General features: G+C 71.1%; 15 protein-coding genes. 6 read left to right on the top strand and 9 right to left on the bottom strand.

Annotation, left to right across the window (positions count from 1 at the left end; translation table 11 throughout):
* Positions 1–157: 157 nt before the first annotated feature.
* Complete coding sequence (locus tag OG331_RS28900) at positions 158–3,391, bottom strand: S41 family peptidase (RefSeq protein ID WP_406201448.1); 3,234 nt, start codon at positions 3,389–3,391, stop codon at positions 158–160.
* Between the two features lie 163 nt (positions 3,392–3,554).
* Here OG331_RS28900 and OG331_RS28905 point away from each other — a divergent pair, with 163 nt between their 5' ends.
* The 3 genes from OG331_RS28905 to OG331_RS28915 all read left to right on the top strand — a co-directional run bounded on the left by OG331_RS28905 (position 3,555) and on the right by OG331_RS28915 (position 7,895).
* Complete coding sequence (locus tag OG331_RS28905) at positions 3,555–4,154, top strand: TetR/AcrR family transcriptional regulator (RefSeq protein WP_406201451.1); 600 nt, start codon at positions 3,555–3,557, stop codon at positions 4,152–4,154.
* Between the two features lie 102 nt (positions 4,155–4,256).
* Positions 4,257–6,509 carry an MMPL family transporter gene (locus tag OG331_RS28910; protein WP_406201454.1) on the top strand — a complete coding sequence of 751 codons (2,253 nt, stop codon included), beginning with the start codon at positions 4,257–4,259 and terminating at the stop codon, positions 6,507–6,509.
* Between the two features lie 228 nt (positions 6,510–6,737).
* Positions 6,738–7,895: a serine hydrolase domain-containing protein gene (locus OG331_RS28915; protein ID WP_406201456.1), complete on the top strand. Its 1,158-nt coding sequence runs from the start codon at positions 6,738–6,740 to the stop codon at positions 7,893–7,895.
* 26 nt (positions 7,896–7,921) lie between these two features.
* Here the strand turns inward: OG331_RS28915 and OG331_RS28920 are convergent, their stop codons facing one another.
* Positions 7,922–8,197, bottom strand: coding sequence for a DUF1876 domain-containing protein (locus OG331_RS28920; protein ID WP_406201458.1), 276 nt, complete (start codon positions 8,195–8,197; stop codon positions 7,922–7,924).
* A 265-nt stretch (positions 8,198–8,462) separates the two neighbouring features.
* Between OG331_RS28920 and OG331_RS28925 the strand changes: the two genes are divergently transcribed.
* From OG331_RS28925 to OG331_RS28935, 3 genes are all read left to right on the top strand, one after another.
* On the top strand, positions 8,463–9,974 hold the full coding sequence (locus OG331_RS28925) for a metallophosphoesterase (RefSeq protein ID WP_406201460.1): 1,512 nt from the start codon (positions 8,463–8,465) through the stop codon (positions 9,972–9,974).
* Between the two features lie 19 nt (positions 9,975–9,993).
* A complete protein-coding gene (locus tag OG331_RS28930) occupies positions 9,994–10,758 on the top strand; it encodes a class I SAM-dependent methyltransferase (protein ID WP_406201462.1) in 765 nt (254 codons plus the stop codon).
* Between the two features lie 86 nt (positions 10,759–10,844).
* The gene (locus OG331_RS28935; RefSeq protein WP_406201465.1) at positions 10,845–11,120 is read left to right on the top strand and encodes a hypothetical protein; all 276 of its coding nucleotides are present in this window, start codon (positions 10,845–10,847) and stop codon (positions 11,118–11,120) included.
* A 44-nt stretch (positions 11,121–11,164) separates the two neighbouring features.
* On the opposite strand, the gene OG331_RS28940 is transcribed toward OG331_RS28935, so the two are convergent.
* From OG331_RS28940 to OG331_RS28970, 7 genes are all read right to left on the bottom strand, one after another.
* A complete protein-coding gene (locus OG331_RS28940) occupies positions 11,165–12,010 on the bottom strand; it encodes an EamA family transporter (protein WP_406201467.1) in 846 nt (281 codons plus the stop codon).
* Positions 12,007–12,513: a YbaK/EbsC family protein gene (locus OG331_RS28945; RefSeq protein ID WP_406201470.1), complete on the bottom strand. Its 507-nt coding sequence runs from the start codon at positions 12,511–12,513 to the stop codon at positions 12,007–12,009. Before OG331_RS28945 ends, OG331_RS28940 begins: the two co-directional genes overlap by 4 nt.
* Positions 12,514–12,579: 66 nt before the next feature.
* Positions 12,580–13,029 carry an organic hydroperoxide resistance protein gene (locus tag OG331_RS28950; protein WP_406201473.1) on the bottom strand — a complete coding sequence of 150 codons (450 nt, stop codon included), beginning with the start codon at positions 13,027–13,029 and terminating at the stop codon, positions 12,580–12,582.
* A gap of 122 nt (positions 13,030–13,151) precedes the next feature.
* Positions 13,152–13,613 (bottom strand): MarR family winged helix-turn-helix transcriptional regulator, encoded by a 462-nt coding sequence (locus tag OG331_RS28955; RefSeq protein ID WP_369271596.1) that lies wholly within the window; start codon positions 13,611–13,613, stop codon positions 13,152–13,154.
* Complete coding sequence (locus tag OG331_RS28960) at positions 13,610–14,371, bottom strand: energy-coupling factor ABC transporter ATP-binding protein (RefSeq protein WP_406201476.1); 762 nt, start codon at positions 14,369–14,371, stop codon at positions 13,610–13,612. Before OG331_RS28960 ends, OG331_RS28955 begins: the two co-directional genes overlap by 4 nt.
* Complete coding sequence (gene cbiQ / locus OG331_RS28965) at positions 14,359–15,120, bottom strand: cobalt ECF transporter T component CbiQ (protein ID WP_406201479.1); 762 nt, start codon at positions 15,118–15,120, stop codon at positions 14,359–14,361. The genes OG331_RS28960 and cbiQ overlap by 13 nt, the downstream gene beginning before the upstream one ends.
* Before the next feature lie 8 nt (positions 15,121–15,128).
* The gene (locus OG331_RS28970; protein ID WP_406201481.1) at positions 15,129–16,187 is read right to left on the bottom strand and encodes an energy-coupling factor ABC transporter permease; all 1,059 of its coding nucleotides are present in this window, start codon (positions 16,185–16,187) and stop codon (positions 15,129–15,131) included.
* Positions 16,188–16,350: the final 163 nt, after the last annotated feature.

The raw sequence follows: 16,350 nt of genomic DNA on the forward strand, positions 1-16,350 counted from the left end.
CGCCCACGCGGCGGAGCCGCACATTGATACAGCCCCGCGCCCCTTGGGGTGTTGGTGCCGCCGCGTGTCAAGAGGCGTGGTGGCGGGTCGCGCCCACGCGGCGGAGCCGCAAATTGAAGCAGTCCCGCGCCCCTGAGGGGGTTGGCGCCGCCGCTTGTTAAGAGCGCCGAGGCAATTTCGGCCTCGAACGGTCCGGAACGTGTGCGTAGTCCGGGGGAGTTGCCGGAGGGTTCGTCTCCAACAGCTCCAGGGCCAGTTCCACCGCATCCGTCAGCTGGGCGTGGCGGCCCTCCGCCCAGTCCAGCGGCGTCCGCACAACCTCGACATCCGGGCTCACCCCCTTGTTCTCGATGCTCCAGCCGTACGCGTCGAACCAGGCCGCGTTCATCGGGACCGTGATCACCGTGCCGTCGCCGAGGCGGTGGCGGCCGGTCATGCCGACGACTCCGCCCCAGGTGCGCTGGCCCACGACCGGGCCCAGTTTGAGGAGTTTGAAGGCGGCCGTGATCATGTCGCCGTCCGAGGAGGTCGCCTCGTCGGCGAGGGCGACGATCGGGCCGCGCGGGGCGTTCGAGGCGTACGACACCGGCTGGGCGTTGCGGGTGAGGTCCCAGCCGAGGATCGTGCGGGTGAGCTTCTCCACGACCAGCTCGCTGATGTGGCCGCCCGCGTTGCCGCGTACGTCGACGATCAGTGCGGGGCGGGACATCTCCATGCGCAGGTCCCGGTTGAACTGGGCCCAGCCCGAGCCGCCCATGTCCGGGATGTGCAGGTAGCCGCAGCGGCCGTCGCTCAACTCCCGGACGACGGCGCGGCGTTTGGCGACCCAGTCCTGGTAGCGCAGGGGGCGTTCGTCGATGAGGGGGACCACGGCCACACGGCGTGCCCGGCCCGCCTCGCCCTCCGCGGGGGTGAACGTCAGCTCCACCGTCGTGCCGCCGGCGCCGGCCAGGAGCGGGTAGGGGCCGGTGACGGGGTCCACGGGGCGGCCGTCGACGTGGGTGAGGACCGCGCCTTCCCGGATGCCGGTGCCTGCCAGCGGGGAACGGGCCTTGGAGTCGGAGGACTCGCCGGGGAGGATGCGCTTGACCATCCAGCCCTCGTCGCGGCGCACGAAGTTGGCGCCGAGCAGGCCCTGCCAGCGCTGGTAGTGGGCCGGGCCCTCGTTGCGGCGGGCCGCGGAGACGTAGGCGTGTGAGGTGCCGAGTTCGCCCAGCACCTCGCGGAGGAGGTCCGCGAACTCGTCGGGGGAGGCGACCCGTTCGACCAGGGGGCGGTACTGGGCCAGGACCGCGTCCCAGTCGATGCCGCACATCTCCGGCTCCCAGAAGTACGCCCGGATCAGCCGGCCCGCCTCCGCGTAGGACTGCCTCCACTCGGCCGTCGGGTCCACCTGGTGCAGGATGCGGCGCAGGTCGATCCACACCGTCGTGTCACTGTCGCCGGACTCGGACGCCGGGACACCGCGCAGGTCGTTCTCGTCGACCAGGACCAGCCGGGTGCCGTCGCCGCTGACCGAGAACCAGTCGAGGTGGTCGACGAGTTCGGACTTCTTCGCCTTGCTGATGTTGAAGTGTTCGAGGGTCGGCCGGCCGGTCATGTCGTCGGGATTGGCGAACGTCTCGCCCAGCGCCCCCGAGATCGGCCAGCGCAGCCAGACCAGTCCGCCGCCCGCGACCGGGTAGAGCGCCGAGTACTTGGAGGCGGTGACCGGGAAGGGGGTGACCCGGCTCTCCAGGCCCTCGATCTCGACGGTCGGCGCGCCCCCGTCCCCGCCCTCCTCGTCCTCCACCGGGTCCAGGCCGCCGGCCGCGGGGCGGCCCTCCGGGTTCAGGGCGAAGGGGGAGGGGGTCGCGGAGGACAGGGGGACCAGGTAGGGGCGGCAGCCCAGCGGGAAGGACAGGTCGCCGGTGTGGACGTCGTACACCGGGTCGAAGCCGCGCCAGGAGAGGAAGGCCAGGTAGCGGCCGTCCCGGGTGAACACCGGATTCTCGTCCTCGAAGCGGCCGTTGGTGACGTCGACGATCATCCGGTCCTTTATGCGCGCCAGCTTGATCTGGCGCAGGGTGCGGCCGATGCCGGGGTGCGACCACGTCAGCCAGCTGCCGTCCGGGGAGAACGCCAGGTCCCGCACGGGGCCGTTGACGGACCGGATCAGCTCGGTGACCTCGCCGTTGGAGTCCTCCGTCACGTCCAGGAGCAGGAGGCGTCCGTCGTGCGCGGCGATCGCGAGGCGCTCACCCTGCGGGTCGGCGACCATCTCCAGGACCCGGCCCAGCTCGCCCGAGGCCAGTCGGCGCGGCTCGCGGTCGCCGGTGGCCCTGGGCAGGTGGGCGATCTCGATGGCGTCCTCGCCCTCCGCGTCCGTCACATACGCGACCTGGCCGACCGAGCCGAGCATCTCCGGGAGCCGGACCCGTACGCCGGGGGTGTCGATGATCGTGCGGGCGGGGCCGTCCCGGTGGGTGAGCCAGTACAGGCTGCCGCGCACGACCACGGCGCTCGCGCGGCCCGTCTCGTCCACGGAGAGGCCGTCGACGTGCTGGGCGGCCGGCACCTGGTACGGACGGCGGCCCGCGCGCGGCCCGCTCAGGCGTACGTCGAGCCGGCGCGGCTCGGAGTCCGCGGCGAGGTCGTCCACGATCCACAGGTCGCCCGCGCACTGGTACACCACCCGGGTGCCGTCGCTCGCGGCGTGCCGGGCGTAGAAGGCGTCGTGGTCGGTGTGCCGGCGCAGGTCGGAGCCGTCGTACGCGCACGAGTAGAGGTTGCCGACGCCCTCGTGGTCGGAGAGGAAGGCGATCCGTCCGCCGACGAACATGGGGGAGGCGAGGTGGCCGCCGAGGTCCGCGAGCAGGCGTTCGCCGTGCAGCCAGAGCCTGCCCGTGGCTCCGCCCCGGTAGCGCTTCCAGGCGGCCGGTTCGTGCGGCGGGGTGCCGGTCAGGAGCAGGGTCTTGCGTTCGCCGTCGAGGTCGGTGACCTGGAGGTCGGAGCACGGGCCCCAGGGGAGCTTGCGGCCGGGGTCGCCGTCCGGGCGGACCTTGAAGCCCCAGGTGAAGTGGGAGAAGGGCTCGCCGTGCGAGGCGACGGCGAGGATCACGCCGTCGGGGGTCCAGCCGCACACCTGGGTGTCCGCCGAGCCCCAGTGGGTGAGCTGGCGGCCGGGGCCGCCGTCGACGGGGACGAGGTGGATCTCGGGGACCAGGCTGCGCCAGCTCGTGTACGCGATGTGGCGGCCGTCGGGGGAGAAGCGGGGGTGGCCGGTCTTGGTGCGGTCCACGGTGAGCCGCCAGGCGCGGCCGGGGCCGTCGAGGGGGGCCAGCCACAGGTCGTCCTCGGCCACGAAGCACAGGAGGTCGTCATGGAGGTGCGGCAGGCGCAGATAGCTCACCTACCCATGCTTTTCCCGGGAACGGACCTGAGCAACTCGTGACATGCCTGGCATAAGGGTGCGCGTGACCCACGACACGAACGAAACCGTTTCGTTTCGCTCGTAGGATGGGGTACCTTTAGGTGTACGAAACCGTATCGTTCGGAGTGGGAAGGTGAGGACCGTGACCGAGGCGGCAATGTCACGTCGCAGTCGGATCACCCCTGAGCGCGAGGCCGAGCTGTACGAGGCCGTGCTCGACCTGCTCCGGGAGGTCGGCTACGACGCCCTCACCATGGACGCCGTGGCGGCCCGCACCCGGTCCAGCAAGGCGACGCTCTACCGCCAGTGGGGCGGCAAGCCGGAGCTGGTGGCGAAGGCGATCCGGCACAACAAGCCGGGGAACATCGCCGATGTCGACACCGGTTCCCTGCGGGGCGACCTCCACGCCCTCACGTCACGCGAGGACGACTGCCACATGCAGCAGAACGCCGCGCTGATGCGGGGTCTGTTCATGGCGGTGCACGCCAACCCCGACCTTCTCCGGGCTTTCAAGGAACTGCTCATCGAGCCGGAGATGGAGGAGTTCAACCGGGTGGTCCAGCGGGCCGTCGAACGCGGCGAGGTCCGTGCCGACTGCCCCGCGCTGGAGTACGTGGTGCACATGCTCGTCGGTGCGTTCGCCACCCGGACGCTGATCGACGACCAGCCGCCGACGCAGTCCTTCCTCATGTCGTACATCGACGCCGTGGTCCTCCCCGCCCTCGGCGCACCCACCCACTGACAGTCCCCTGAGCAAGCCCTCCACCTGACGTAACCGCTCACGTCGTCGGGCTGATGACCCCTGCCCACGCACCAATCCACGACCTGACCGGGAGACGCCCTCGTGGCCACGTTCCTCTACAAACTCGGCCGGCTCGCCTTCAGGCGACGGCATTTCGTCGCCCTCATATGGGTCGCGCTGCTCACCCTCGCCGGTGTGGGTGCGGCCAGCGCGCCCGCCGCGGGCACGACGTCCTTCTCCATCCCCGGCACCGAGGCGCAGAAGGCCTTCGACCTGCTGGAACAGCGCTTCCCCGGCATGAGCGCCGACGGCGCCACCGCCCGGGTCGTCTTCAAGGCGCCGGACGGGCAGAAGATGACGGACGCCGGCAACAAGGCGACCGTCGAGGACACCGTCAAGGAGCTGTCCGACGGCTCCGAGGTGACCTCGGTCGCCGACCCGTACACCGCGAAGGCCGTCAGCAAGGACGGCACGGTCGCGTACGCGTCGGTGAAGTACGACGTCTCCGGCATGGAACTGCAGGACTCCTCGCGCGACGCCCTGGAGGACGCCGCGAAGGACGCGCGGGACGCCGGGCTGACCGTGGAGATCGGCGGTGACGCGCTCCAGACGGTGCCGCACACCGGCGCCACGGAGATCATCGGCATCGGGGTCGCCGCGGTCGTCCTCGTCATCACCTTCGGCTCGCTCATCGCGGCCGGGCTCCCGCTGCTGACCGCCCTGATCGGTGTCGGCATCGGCATCTCGACGATCACGGCCCTGGCGAGCGCGCTGGAGCTGGGCTCCACGACCTCGACGCTGGCGATGATGATCGGCCTGGCGGTCGGCATCGACTACGCCCTGTTCATCGTCTCCCGCTACCGCGCCGAACTGGCCGAGGGCCGCGAACGCGAGGAGGCGGCCGGCCGGGCCGTCGGCACCGCGGGCTCCGCGGTGGTCTTCGCCGGTCTGACGGTGGTCATCGCGCTGGTCGGCCTGTCGGTCGTCAACATCCCGATGCTGACGAAGATGGGCATCGCGGCGGCCGGCACGGTCGTGATCGCGGTGCTGATCGCACTGACGATGATCCCGGCCCTGCTCGGCTACGCCGGCAAGAAGGTGCAGCCCGCCGGGAAGAAGAGCCGGTGGATGGGCGGCAACCGGGCCGCGAGGAAGGCGGCCTCCGGCACCGGCGAGGCGGACAGGCCGGCCAAGCCGAACCTCGGCACCCGCTGGGCCAGCTTCGTCGTACGCCGTCCGATCGCCATCCTCCTCCTGGGCGTCGTGGGCCTGGGCGCCGCGGCCATCCCCGCGAGCTCCCTCGAACTGGGTCTCGGCGACGACGGTTCGCAGCCGACGTCCACCACGCAGCGGCGTGCGTACGACCTCCTGTCCGACGGCTTCGGGCCGGGCTTCAACGGCCCGCTGATGGTCGTGGTCGACGCCAAGGGCAGCGGTGACGCGGACGCCGCCTTCAAGCAGGTCGGCGACGACATCAAGGGCATCAAGAACGTCGTGGCGGTGACGCCGGCGACGCCCAACAAGGCGGGCGACACGGCGACGATCACGGTGATCCCGGACGCCAAGCCGTCCTCCGTCACCACCGAGGACCTGGTCCACGCCATCCGCGACAAGGGCGCGGAGGTCAAGGCCGACACGGACGCGACGGTGCTGGTCACCGGCTCCACGGCGATGAACATCGACGTCTCCGAGAAGCTGAACGACGCGCTGCTGCCGTATCTGGCGCTGGTGGTCGGCCTCGCCTTCCTGCTCCTGATCGTGGTCTTCCGTTCGATCCTGGTCCCGCTGAAGGCGGCGCTCGGCTTCCTGCTGAGCGTGATGGCGGCGCTGGGCGCGGTGGTCGCGGTCTTCCAGTGGGGCTGGTTCGCGGGCCTCATGGGCGTGGAGGAGACCGGCCCGGTGATGTCCATGATGCCGATCTTCATGGTCGGCGTGGTCTTCGGCCTGGCGATGGACTACGAGGTGTTCCTCGTGACGCGGATGCGGGAGGCGTACGTCCACGGCGAGAAGCCGAGCCAGGCGGTGGTGACCGGGTTCAAGTACGGCGCGAGGGTCGTCTCGGCCGCGGCCGTGATCATGATGGCGGTCTTCGCGGGCTTCATCGGCTCGTCCGAGTCCATGGTCAAGATGATCGGCTTCGGCCTGGCGATCGCGGTGTTCTTCGACGCGTTCATCGTGCGGATGGCCATCGTCCCGGCGGTCCTGGCCCTGCTCGGCAAGAAGGCCTGGTGGCTCCCGAAGTGGCTGGACCGGGCCCTGCCGAACGTGGACGTGGAGGGCGAGGGCCTGCGCACGGACGCCGAGTCGAAGGGATCCGAGGACCCCGACGAGGACCGGGCGCTGGTGCGCGCCTGACGGGCCGCCGCTGAAGCACCACCCTTGAAGTAACAGACCGGCCGGTGAGGGCTCCGTGGGGACGGGTTGCCCTCGCCGGCTTCTTCCGTGCGGTGAGCGAACCACGGCCCCAAGACCTGCGAGATGTCGGCCACATAACGGAATCGAAGGTCGCGCACCCGTGTTGGGATGAGTGTCGAAGGCGGACGAACCGGCCGCGGAACGAGACATTCGCAGGGGAGCACGGGCGTGGACGTGAACGGCACAGTGGCCGAGGGCTTCGAGCCGGTCCGGGAGGCGTTCATACGGAACTTCGGCACGCTCGGGGAGCGCGGCGCAGCCGTCGCCGTGTACCGGGACGGGCGCAAGGTCGTCGACCTGTGGGCCGGCACCAGGGACGTCGACGGCACGCAGCCGTGGCAGCACGGCACCGCGCAGGTCGTGCGCTCGGCGACCAAGGGCGTCGCCGCCGCCGTACCCCTGATCCTTCGGCAGCGCGGAGAACTGGACCTGGACGCGCCGGTGGGTGAGTACTGGCCGGAGTTCAAGGCGCACGGCAAGGAGCGGCTGCTGGTCCGGCACGTGCTGAACCACCGCGCCGGGCTCCCGGTGCTCGACCGTCCGCTCACGCCCGACGAGGCACTGGACCCGCACCGCGGGCCCGAGGCGGTGGCCGCTCAGGCGCCCGCGTGGGTGCCGGGCACCGACCACGGCTATCACGCGCTGACCTACGGCTGGCTGCTGGACGAGCTGGTGCGCCGGGTGACCGGGCGGTGGGCCGGCGAGTGGCTCGCGGCGGAGATCGCCGGTCCGCTCGGCCTCGACCTGTGGCTCGGGCTGCCGGAGTCCGAGGCGGGCCGGGTGGGCCGTACCGGCCGGGTCGAGGGGCCCGAGCCGGCGGGCGGGCTCCACGCACGTCCGAAGCGCACGGTCACCGAGGCCTACCAGGACCCGGACTCCCTCACACGCCGCGCCTTCGCCGCGATCACCCCCTTCCCCGACCAGAACGACCCCGCCTACCTCGCCGCCGCCCTCCCCGCGACGAACGGCATCGCGACGGCCGACGGTCTCGCCCGCTTCTACGCCGCGCTCATCGGCGAGGTCGACGGGGTGCGGCTCTTCGACCCGGCGACGGTCGAACTGGCGCGGGCGCAGGAATCAGCCGGTCCGGACCGCGTCCTGGTGGTCAACACCCGTTTCGGCCTGGGCTACATGCTGCACGGCAGCGCGTCCCCGCTGCTGGGTCCGGGCTCCTTCGGCCACCCCGGCCGCGGCGGCGCCCTCGGCTTCGCCGACCCGGAGACGGGGATCGCCTTCGGCTATGTGACGAACGGCTTCCGCAAGACGGTGACGGCGGACCCGAGGGCGCAGGGGTTGATACGGGCGGTACGGGCGGCGCTCGCCTAGCGTGCGGTGGTCGCGCGGCGTGCGGCTCAGACGTGGATGGGGTGGGACGTACGCCCCGACGCCTGGTCGATCTCGCTGTGCGCCTTGGTGAGCATCTGCATCGCGAGCTCGTTCAGCGCACGGGCGCCGGCGATCTCCTCACCGACGCGTGGCTGATTCGCGTCCGTGTGGTGTCGTGCGGCGTGTCCGTGCGCGCGTACCTCGCTGCCGTCCGGGAGCCGCACCATCGCGACCGCCCTCGTGTGGGTCTCGTCCTCCTGGAACTCCATCTCGACATGCCATCCCACAGTGGTCTGCACCATGACGATCACCTCCGGAATCTCTGCTTCCAGGGTGCGCCTCGGAGAGTGCCGCCGCACAGCCAATATGGGGCGCCTGTTGCCGTAGGGGACGCCGGGACGCAAAGAGCGCAACCCGGGATCAGTGAGACTCGGCACATCCGCTTCGGGGACCGGCTTCGCCCTGCTTCCATGGAGATGTCGCGTTCCATGGAGATGTCGTGCGCCGGACCTGGCCCCGCCGTCACCGCCACCTCCCCCGTTAACCGCACAGGGCCATATCGAGGACATGCGCTGCTGCTTCTCCGCCCACCTCCCCGCTCTCGCAGCACTGTCGGCCTTCCCCGGCCCCTGCGAGGTGCTGCGCTCCGGTGCCCGCCTCGCCCCCGCCCTGCTGCGCTCGGCCTCCGCCGCCATGCAGCGGGCCCGCTCGCACCACCCCGACGCCCTGACCGCCGTCAACCTCGAACTGGTCACCCTCACCGAGGACAGCGCCGTCATCACCTGGTACACCGGGATCCCCGGCACCGACGACGGCCTGGGCCACCCCCTGCCCGCGATCACCGAGGGCGAGGTCGTCTACGGCACCCACCCCTCCCGGCTCAACCGCACCGCGTCCGTCGACCGGCCGACCGCCCATCACCAGGTCGAGCTCACCGACCTGGAGCCGGGGCAGACGTACTACTACCGGGCCCGCTCACGGGGCGTGACCGCCACCCCCACCCCGCTGCACCTCGTGCGCGGCAACGCGGTGGGCACGTCGACGTTCGGGTTCGGCGCGAGCGGCGGGCCGTACTCCTTCACCACCCCGCAGCCCCCGCCCGGCCGGCACCTGCTGTCGGTCGCGCTCTGCAACGACCTGCACCTCGGCGAGACCACCGCGGGCCTCGTCGGCGGGCTGCCCCTGCTGCGCGGGGTGCCGCAGCAGCCGGGACGGGCGCCGTATCCGGAGCTGATGAGCCGCGCTCTGGTCGAGGAGGCCCGGCGGCGCGGGGCGGACCTGCTGCTGGCCGGGGGCGACATCTCGGCCGGCGGTGCGGCCCACGACCTGGGCGAGGCCCGGCGGATCCTGGACGGCTTCGGCACCCACGGGCAGGACTACTTCGTCGTACGCGGCAACCACGACCGCGCCGCCGACAACTCCACCTTCCACACCGCCTTCCCGGGCCTGACGGGCAGCGACGGACCCGGATACTTCGCCCGTGACCTCGGCGGGCTGCGGATCATCGGCCTCGACACCTACGTCAAGACCGGCAACGGCGCCGACGCGGGCGGCCTCGGTCCCGATCAACTCGCTTGGTTCCAGGCCAGGTTGAGGGAGGCGCCGGACCAGCCGACGGTGGTGTTCGGCCACCATCCGCTGACCGTGCGGGACTCCGTCTTCCCGGTGACCCGCGGCCAGTGCCTGGAGCGCCGCCAGGCCCGCACCGTCGTCGACGCCTACGCGTCCGCGCCCGGCGTCTTCCTCCACCACGCGGGCCACACCCACCGCAACAAACGCACCGTGCTGGTGCGCGCCCCGCACGTCACCCAGCAGGAGGTCGCCGCCGCCAAGGAGTACCCCGGCGGCTTCACCCTGCTGCGCATCCACTCCGGCGGCTACGCGCTCAACCACTACAAGGCCGGCGACCTGGCGGCCCGGCAGTGGAGCGAGCGCAGCCGCCGGGTGGCCGCGGGCCTGTGGCCCCACCATGCCCTGGGCCGCTCGGTCACCGACCGCAACAGCGTTGCGGCACACGACCTCTCGGGCGTCACACCGCTCCCACCCCTCTCACGGAGCGTGAATCGCGGGCAACGGTGAGTGTCCGTAGCATCGGAGCATGGCGACCCTCTGGGACCTCATGCGGGACTGCATCCCCGACGACCACGCCCGTCAGGTCACCTCGCGGTACTACGTCGACGAGGTGATGAGCGCCCCCGGCGCGCCCGGGCTGGTCGTCGACCTGGGATGCGGACGCGGCACGTCCGCCGCCCTCTTCCGCAAGCACGACCCCGAGGTGCGGTGGGTCGGGATCGACATCCGGGACTCACCGGAGGCGGGCCAGCGCACGCCCGGCGGTGACCCGGTGGTGCACTACGACGGCGTCCGTCTCCCGCTCGCCTGCGACTCGCTGCCGCTGATCTACTCGCACCAGGTCTTCGAACACGTCTCCCGCCCGCGCGAACTGCTCGCGGAGATCGCCCGGGTGCTGGCGCCGGGCGGCTGCTTCATCGGATCGACGTCCCAGTTCGAGCCGTACCACTCCTTCAGCCTGTGGAACTACACGCCGTACGGCTTCCGGATGCTGGTCGAAGAAGCGGGGCTCGCGCTTGAGGAGATCCGGCCCTCGCTCGACGGGGTGGCGCTGATCATGCGGAGCTACCTCGGCAGGCCGCCGGAGTACAGCCGCTACTGGGACGAGCAGTCCCCGCTCAACTCCGAGATCGACCAGTGGGCGCGGCACGGCCACCGCAGGACGGCCCTGGTGAACCTGCGGAAGCTCACCTACTGCGGCCAGTTCGCGTTCCGGGTGGGCAAGCCGGCGCTCGCCCAGGGCGCCGCACTTCTGGCGCAAGATGTCGAAACTCGGCGCGCCGCAGGATGATTTGGGGCATTTCTTACTTAATCTCCCTTAATCGTAAGGGATCACCCCTTCACGCATTGCATCCACCTCACTCCACCGGAGATGACATGCAGAAGCTTCGTAAGGCCGCCGTCCTGGTCGCCGCCCTGACCACCGTCGGGTTCCTGAGCGCCGGCGCGGCCCACGCCGACGGCGGGGACCAGTACAAGGTCCAGCAGAGCACCCAGTGCAAGTCCCACGACCTGAACATCGACATCCTCGGCGTCGTCGGTCTGCTCAACGGTGTGCTGGGCAACGGCCTCAACGGCGAGGGCGACTCGGGCAGCCAGGCCACGCACCTGGGCTCGACGATGGGCTGCAACAACAGCGCCTTCGGCGGCTGACCGTCTGACTGGTGAAAGCCCCGGCCGACGGCCGGGGCTTTCACCTAACCCGTGTGCAGCATCAGCCCGATGCCCACGACCAGCAGCGCCGCCGCCGCGATCCGAGGGGCTCCGAACCGCTCCTTGAAGAACACCGCCCCGATCGCGGCCCCCACGATGATGGACGACTCCCGCAGGGCGGCGATCGGCGCCAGTTCGGCCTTCGTCTGCGCCCACAGGACCAGCGCGTACGCGGTGACGGACAGCGCGGCGCCGAGCAGGCCCACCGCGGCGAACGGCCGCAGCACGGCGACCGTGTCGCCCCGCCAGCGCCAGACCGCGTACGCCGGGATGACGAGCCCCTCGGCCACCATCAGCCAGGCGATGTAACCGAGCGACGACCCGGAGGCCCGTACGCCCAGCCCGTCGATGACGGTGTACGCCGCGATGCTCAGGCCGGTGGCCAGCGCGGCCCCGATCGCGGCCCAGTTGGGCCGGCGTCCGCGCAGCCCCCACAGGGCGACACCGGTCAGTCCCGCGCAGGACAGGGCGATGCCGGCGGCCGCCCAGCCGTTCGGCACCTCGTGCGCGAACACGGCCGCCAGTACGGCGACCACGAGCGGCGCTGTGCCCCGTGCGAGGGGGTAGGCCTGCCCGAAGTCGCCCAGCTGGAAGGACTTCATGAGCAGCGCGAAGTAGACGATGTGGACGAGGGCGGAGGCGAACAGATACGGCCACGCCTCGGCCGCCGGGAACGCCCCGAAGGGCATGAGGGCCAGCCCGATCACCACCCCGCCACCGGCGATGAGCGTGAACCCCACCAGCTTGTCGGTGATCTTGTGGGCGATGGCGTTCCAGCCGGCGTGCGTGACGGCCGCGAGCAGGACGGCGGCCGTGACCAGCGGGGTCACGAAGGCTGCTCGCGCACGTCCGCCAGGGTGGCACCGGCATGGGCGACCAGGTCCAGGGGTGCCATGGGGAACACCACGTGCGGATTCCCGGCGGCGGCCCAGACGACGTCGTGCCCGAGCAGCGACCGATCGGCGAGCACGCGTGTCTTCGTACGGTGCCCGAAGGGCGGTACGCCTCCGATGGCGTACCCGGTGGTCTCCCGTACGACGTCGGCCTTGGCGCGGGTGACCTTCTCGGCGCCGAGTTCCTTCCGCACCAGCTCCAGGTCGACCCGGGACGCCCCGTCCATCAGGACGAGCACGGGGACCCCGTCCGCCGCGAAGATCAGCGACTTGCAGATCTCACTGAGCTCACACCCGATCGCGGCGGCGGCCTCGGCCGCGGTACGGGTCGCGTCCGGGAACCGGCGCATCCGGGCGTTCAGGCCGCTCAGCCCGAGCTCGTGCAGAGCCTCGGCGAAACGTGGGTGGGCATGTGATTCCGATGCTTCCGAGGACGTCATGCCCGGCAGGCTAGCCGTCGGATACGTGTGTCACGAACGAATTCCAGGTGCTGAGAGAGCGGGGCCTCAGCCGAGCAGGATCGTGACGTCGATGTTGCCGCGGGTGGCGTTGGAGTACGGGCAGATCTCGTGCGCCGCGTCCACCAGCTTGGCGGCGAGACCCGCGTCCAGCACCGGCAGGGAGACGCTGAGCGCGACCGCGAGGCCGTAGCCGCGCTGCTTGTTGGGGCCGATGCCGACCTTCGCGGCGACCGTGGAGCCGGTGAGGTCGTAGCCCTCGCGGTTGCCGACGAGGATCAGCGCGTTGTGGAAGCAGGTGCTGTAGCCGGCGGCGAACAGCTGCTCGGGGTTGGTGCCGTTGCCGTCGCCGCCCAGTTCCGGGGGCATCGCGACCTTGAGCTCGATCTGGCCGTCCTGGCTGGTGACATAGCCGTCCCGGCCGCCGTGCGCGGTGGCCTCGGCGACGTACATGATCTTCGTCGGACGGGTGTCGGCGACGGTGCCCTCGTCGGTCATGGTTGGCCCTCCCCCCAGACAGCGCGCATCGGAAAAGGCGCGCACAAGTACATCGTGCACAAGGTACTGGCCGGTAGGTCGGGCGTCGTTACCAGGGGGTGGGAACCGGGGGTAACCCGAGTTCAGGGGGTGGGGTCCGCGGTGGGGTGTGCTCGGTGCGCGAGCTGCCACAACTCCTCGCGCAGTCGCGCGACTCCCGCCGCGTCGAGCCCCGTCGCGGTGAGCAGTGAGCCGGGCACGCACTTCGCGCGCTCCCGCAGCTCCTGACCGCGCCCGGTGACGGCCACGAGCACGGACCGCTCGTCCCGCGCCGACCGCTCACGCCGTACCAGGCCGGCCGCCTCCAGCCGCTTCAGCAGGGGGGAGACGGTGCCGTAGTCGAGGCGCAGCGCGGCGGCCAGCTCCTTCACCGTCGTCTCGCCCCGCTCCCACAGGACCAGCAGCACGAGGTACTGCGGGTAGGTGAGGCCGAGTTCGTCGAGGAGCGGTCGGTAGGCGGCCGTCACCGCCCGCTGGGCGGCGTACAGCGCGAAGCAGAGCTGGTCGTCCAGGGACAGCGACCCCGCGTCCTCTTGATGCGTCACGCGCCCATTGTCACGGACCGCGGGTCGAATCCGAACGGCAGCTCCAGGCGATGGGCGCGCATCAGCTCGTCGTCCGCGAGGAGTTCGGCCGTCTTCCCGTCCGCCGCGATCACGCCCTCGCTCAGGACCAGGGAGCGCGGGCACAGCTCAAGGGCGTACGGCAGGTCGTGCGTGACCATCAGGACGGTGACGTCCAACGAGCGCAGGATGTCGGCCAGTTCGCGGCGGGAGGCGGGGTCCAGGTTGGAGGACGGCTCGTCCAGGACGAGGATCTCCGGTTCCATCGCGAGGACGGTCGCCACCGCGACCCGGCGCCGCTGGCCGAAGGAGAGGTGGTGCGGCGGACGGTCCTTGAACTCGGCCATGCCGACCCGCTCCAGCGCCCGGTCGACCCGTTCCTCCAGCTCAGGACCCTTCAGTCCGGCCGCCGCCGGCCCGAAGGCGACGTCCTCGCGGACCGTCGGCATGAACAGCTGGTCGTCCGGGTCCTGGAACACGATCCCGACCCGGCGCCGGATCTCGGCCATGTGCTGCCTGCCGACGGGCAGTCCCGCGACCTTCACGCTGCCGGTGCCGCCGGTCAGGATGCCGTTGAGGTGCAGGACGAGGGTCGTCTTGCCGGCGCCGTTCGGGCCGAGCAGCGCGACCCGCTCGCCGCGCGCGATGGTGAAGTCCACGCCGAACAGGGCCTGGTGGCCGTCGGGGTAGGCGAAGGCGAGGCCGGAGACCTCCAGGGAAGCAGTACTCACAGGGCCCATCCCAACACGCAGACGACAAGGGCGGCGAAGGGCAGCGCGAGGGCGTACGACCACTGCGCCCGGGACGCGGTCACCTCGTCGATCACCGGCATCGAACCGGCGTACCCCCGGCTGATCATGGCCAGATGCACGCGCTCACCCCGCTCGTAGGACCGGATGAACAGCGCGCCCGCCGACTTCGCGAGCACGCCCCAGTGCCGCACGCCCTTCGCTTCAAAGCCGCGTGACTCCCGTGCGATGCGCATCCGCCGCATCTCGTCGGCGATGACATCGCCGTACCGGATCATGAAGGACGCGATCTGCACGAGGAGGGGCGGCAGTTTCAGCCGCTGCAGGCCCAGCAGGAGTTCGCGCAGCTCGGTGGTGGAGGCGAGGAGCACGGAGGCGGCGACGCCCAGGGTGCCCTTCGCGAGCACGTTCCAGGCGCCCCACAGTCCGCTGACGCTCAGCGACATGCCCAGCACCTCGACCTGCTCGCCCTCCGCCACGAACGGCAGCAGCACCGCGAACGCGACGAACGGCACCTCGATCAGCAGCCGCTTGAGCAGAAACCCGGCGGGCACGCGCGCGACGACGGCGACGAGCGTGAGCAGCACGGCGTACAGGCCGAACGCCCACATCGCCTCCCGCGGCGTCGACACCACGACCACCACGAACGCGAACGTCGCGGCGAGCTTGGTGTGCGGCGGCAGGCCGTGCACGGGCGAGTGCCCGTGCCGGTAGAGCTTGTGCGCGTGCCCGGCACCCATGTCGGGTCTCAGACGCTCGTGCTCGTGGGCGACACGTCGGCCGCCTCGTCCGTACGGCGCCTGCGCACCGCCCAGAAGATGCCGGTGCCCGCGACGACGGTCGCGCCGACGCCGATCACGCCGGCGAGGCCGCCGGACAGCCGGACGTTGTCGACGTCCTTGACGCCGTAGTCGGCCAGCGGGGAGTCGGCGCCCGCGTGCTCCTCGGCGGACTCGATGAAGCCCTTGTCCTCGGCGACCTTCTCCAGACCGTCGGGGCTGGCGGAGGCGTAGAAGCTGACGAACCCGGCGAGGACGAGGGAGGTGGCCAGACCGCTGATCCACAGGGTGCGGCGCGAGGTCCGGGCCGCGACCGGCTGCTCCGCCTCGGCCCCGGGAGCGTCGACGAGCTCGCCGCCGACCCGCAGCTTCAGCGGCCGGCGCAGATCACGGGCGCCGTGGACGAGGTCCGGCCGTACGGCGATGACGGCGCCGATCGTCAGCGCGGTGATCGCGGCCTCGCCGATGCCGATCAGGAGGTGGACGCCGCCCATGGCGGTGGCGACCTTGCCGATCGGGACGTCGGTGGTGCCGCCGATCCAGAACAGCAGGGTGAACGCGAGCGCCGCGGCCGGCACCGACACCAGGGCGGAGACGAAGGAGGCCGCGGTGATCGAGCGCCGGGTCTTCGGCAGGACCTTCACCAGGCCCCGGAAGACGGCGTAGGCGACGACGACGCCGACGATCGCCATGTTGGTGATGTTCACGCCGAGCGCGGTGAGGCCGCCGTCCGCGAAGAGGATGCCCTGCATCAGCAGGACGACGGAGATGCACAGCGCGCCGGTGTAGGGGCCGACGAGGATCGCGGCGAGGGCGCCGCCGAGCAGATGTCCGCTGGTCCCGGCCGCGACGGGGAAGTTGAGCATCTGCACCGCGAAGATGAACGCGGCCACCAGGCCCGCCAGCGGGGCCGTGCGCTCGTCGAGCTCACGGCGCGCGCCGCGCAGGCTCACGGCGACCGCGGCCGCGGCGACCACTCCGGTCACGGCGGAGGTCGGGGCGTCTATGAATCCGTCAGGTACGTGCACCCTTCGATGGTGTGGCTTGATGCGAACTCTTTGCAAGAGCGTCTCACTCTCTGTTGTAAACACGAGATAAGCCGCTCCGGAGGGTGTAATCCCGGAAATATGGGACATTTAAGGGGAAGCGGATGCATGGTTTCCGCGTATGTGACGCACGGTAAAGGGGTCG

Source organism: Streptomyces sp. NBC_01017 (assembly GCF_045162795.1).
Lineage (GTDB): Bacteria > Actinomycetota > Actinomycetes > Streptomycetales > Streptomycetaceae > Streptomyces > Streptomyces machairae.

What these genes read in the sequence shown, in the direction of transcription:
- OG331_RS28920 (WP_406201458.1), bottom strand. Translation starts at nt 8,197, where the DNA reads ATGGTGCAGACCACTGTGGGATGGCATGTCGAGATGGAGTTCCAGGAG.
- OG331_RS28925 (WP_406201460.1), top strand. Translation starts at nt 8,463, where the DNA reads ATGCGCTGCTGCTTCTCCGCCCACCTCCCCGCTCTCGCAGCACTGTCG.
- OG331_RS28930 (WP_406201462.1), top strand. Translation starts at nt 9,994, where the DNA reads ATGGCGACCCTCTGGGACCTCATGCGGGACTGCATCCCCGACGACCAC.
- OG331_RS28935 (WP_406201465.1), top strand. Translation starts at nt 10,845, where the DNA reads ATGCAGAAGCTTCGTAAGGCCGCCGTCCTGGTCGCCGCCCTGACCACC.
- OG331_RS28945 (WP_406201470.1), bottom strand. Translation starts at nt 12,513, where the DNA reads ATGACGTCCTCGGAAGCATCGGAATCACATGCCCACCCACGTTTCGCC.
- OG331_RS28950 (WP_406201473.1), bottom strand. Translation starts at nt 13,029, where the DNA reads ATGACCGACGAGGGCACCGTCGCCGACACCCGTCCGACGAAGATCATG.
- OG331_RS28960 (WP_406201476.1), bottom strand. Translation starts at nt 14,371, where the DNA reads ATGGGCCCTGTGAGTACTGCTTCCCTGGAGGTCTCCGGCCTCGCCTTC.
- cbiQ (WP_406201479.1), bottom strand. Translation starts at nt 15,120, where the DNA reads ATGGGTGCCGGGCACGCGCACAAGCTCTACCGGCACGGGCACTCGCCC.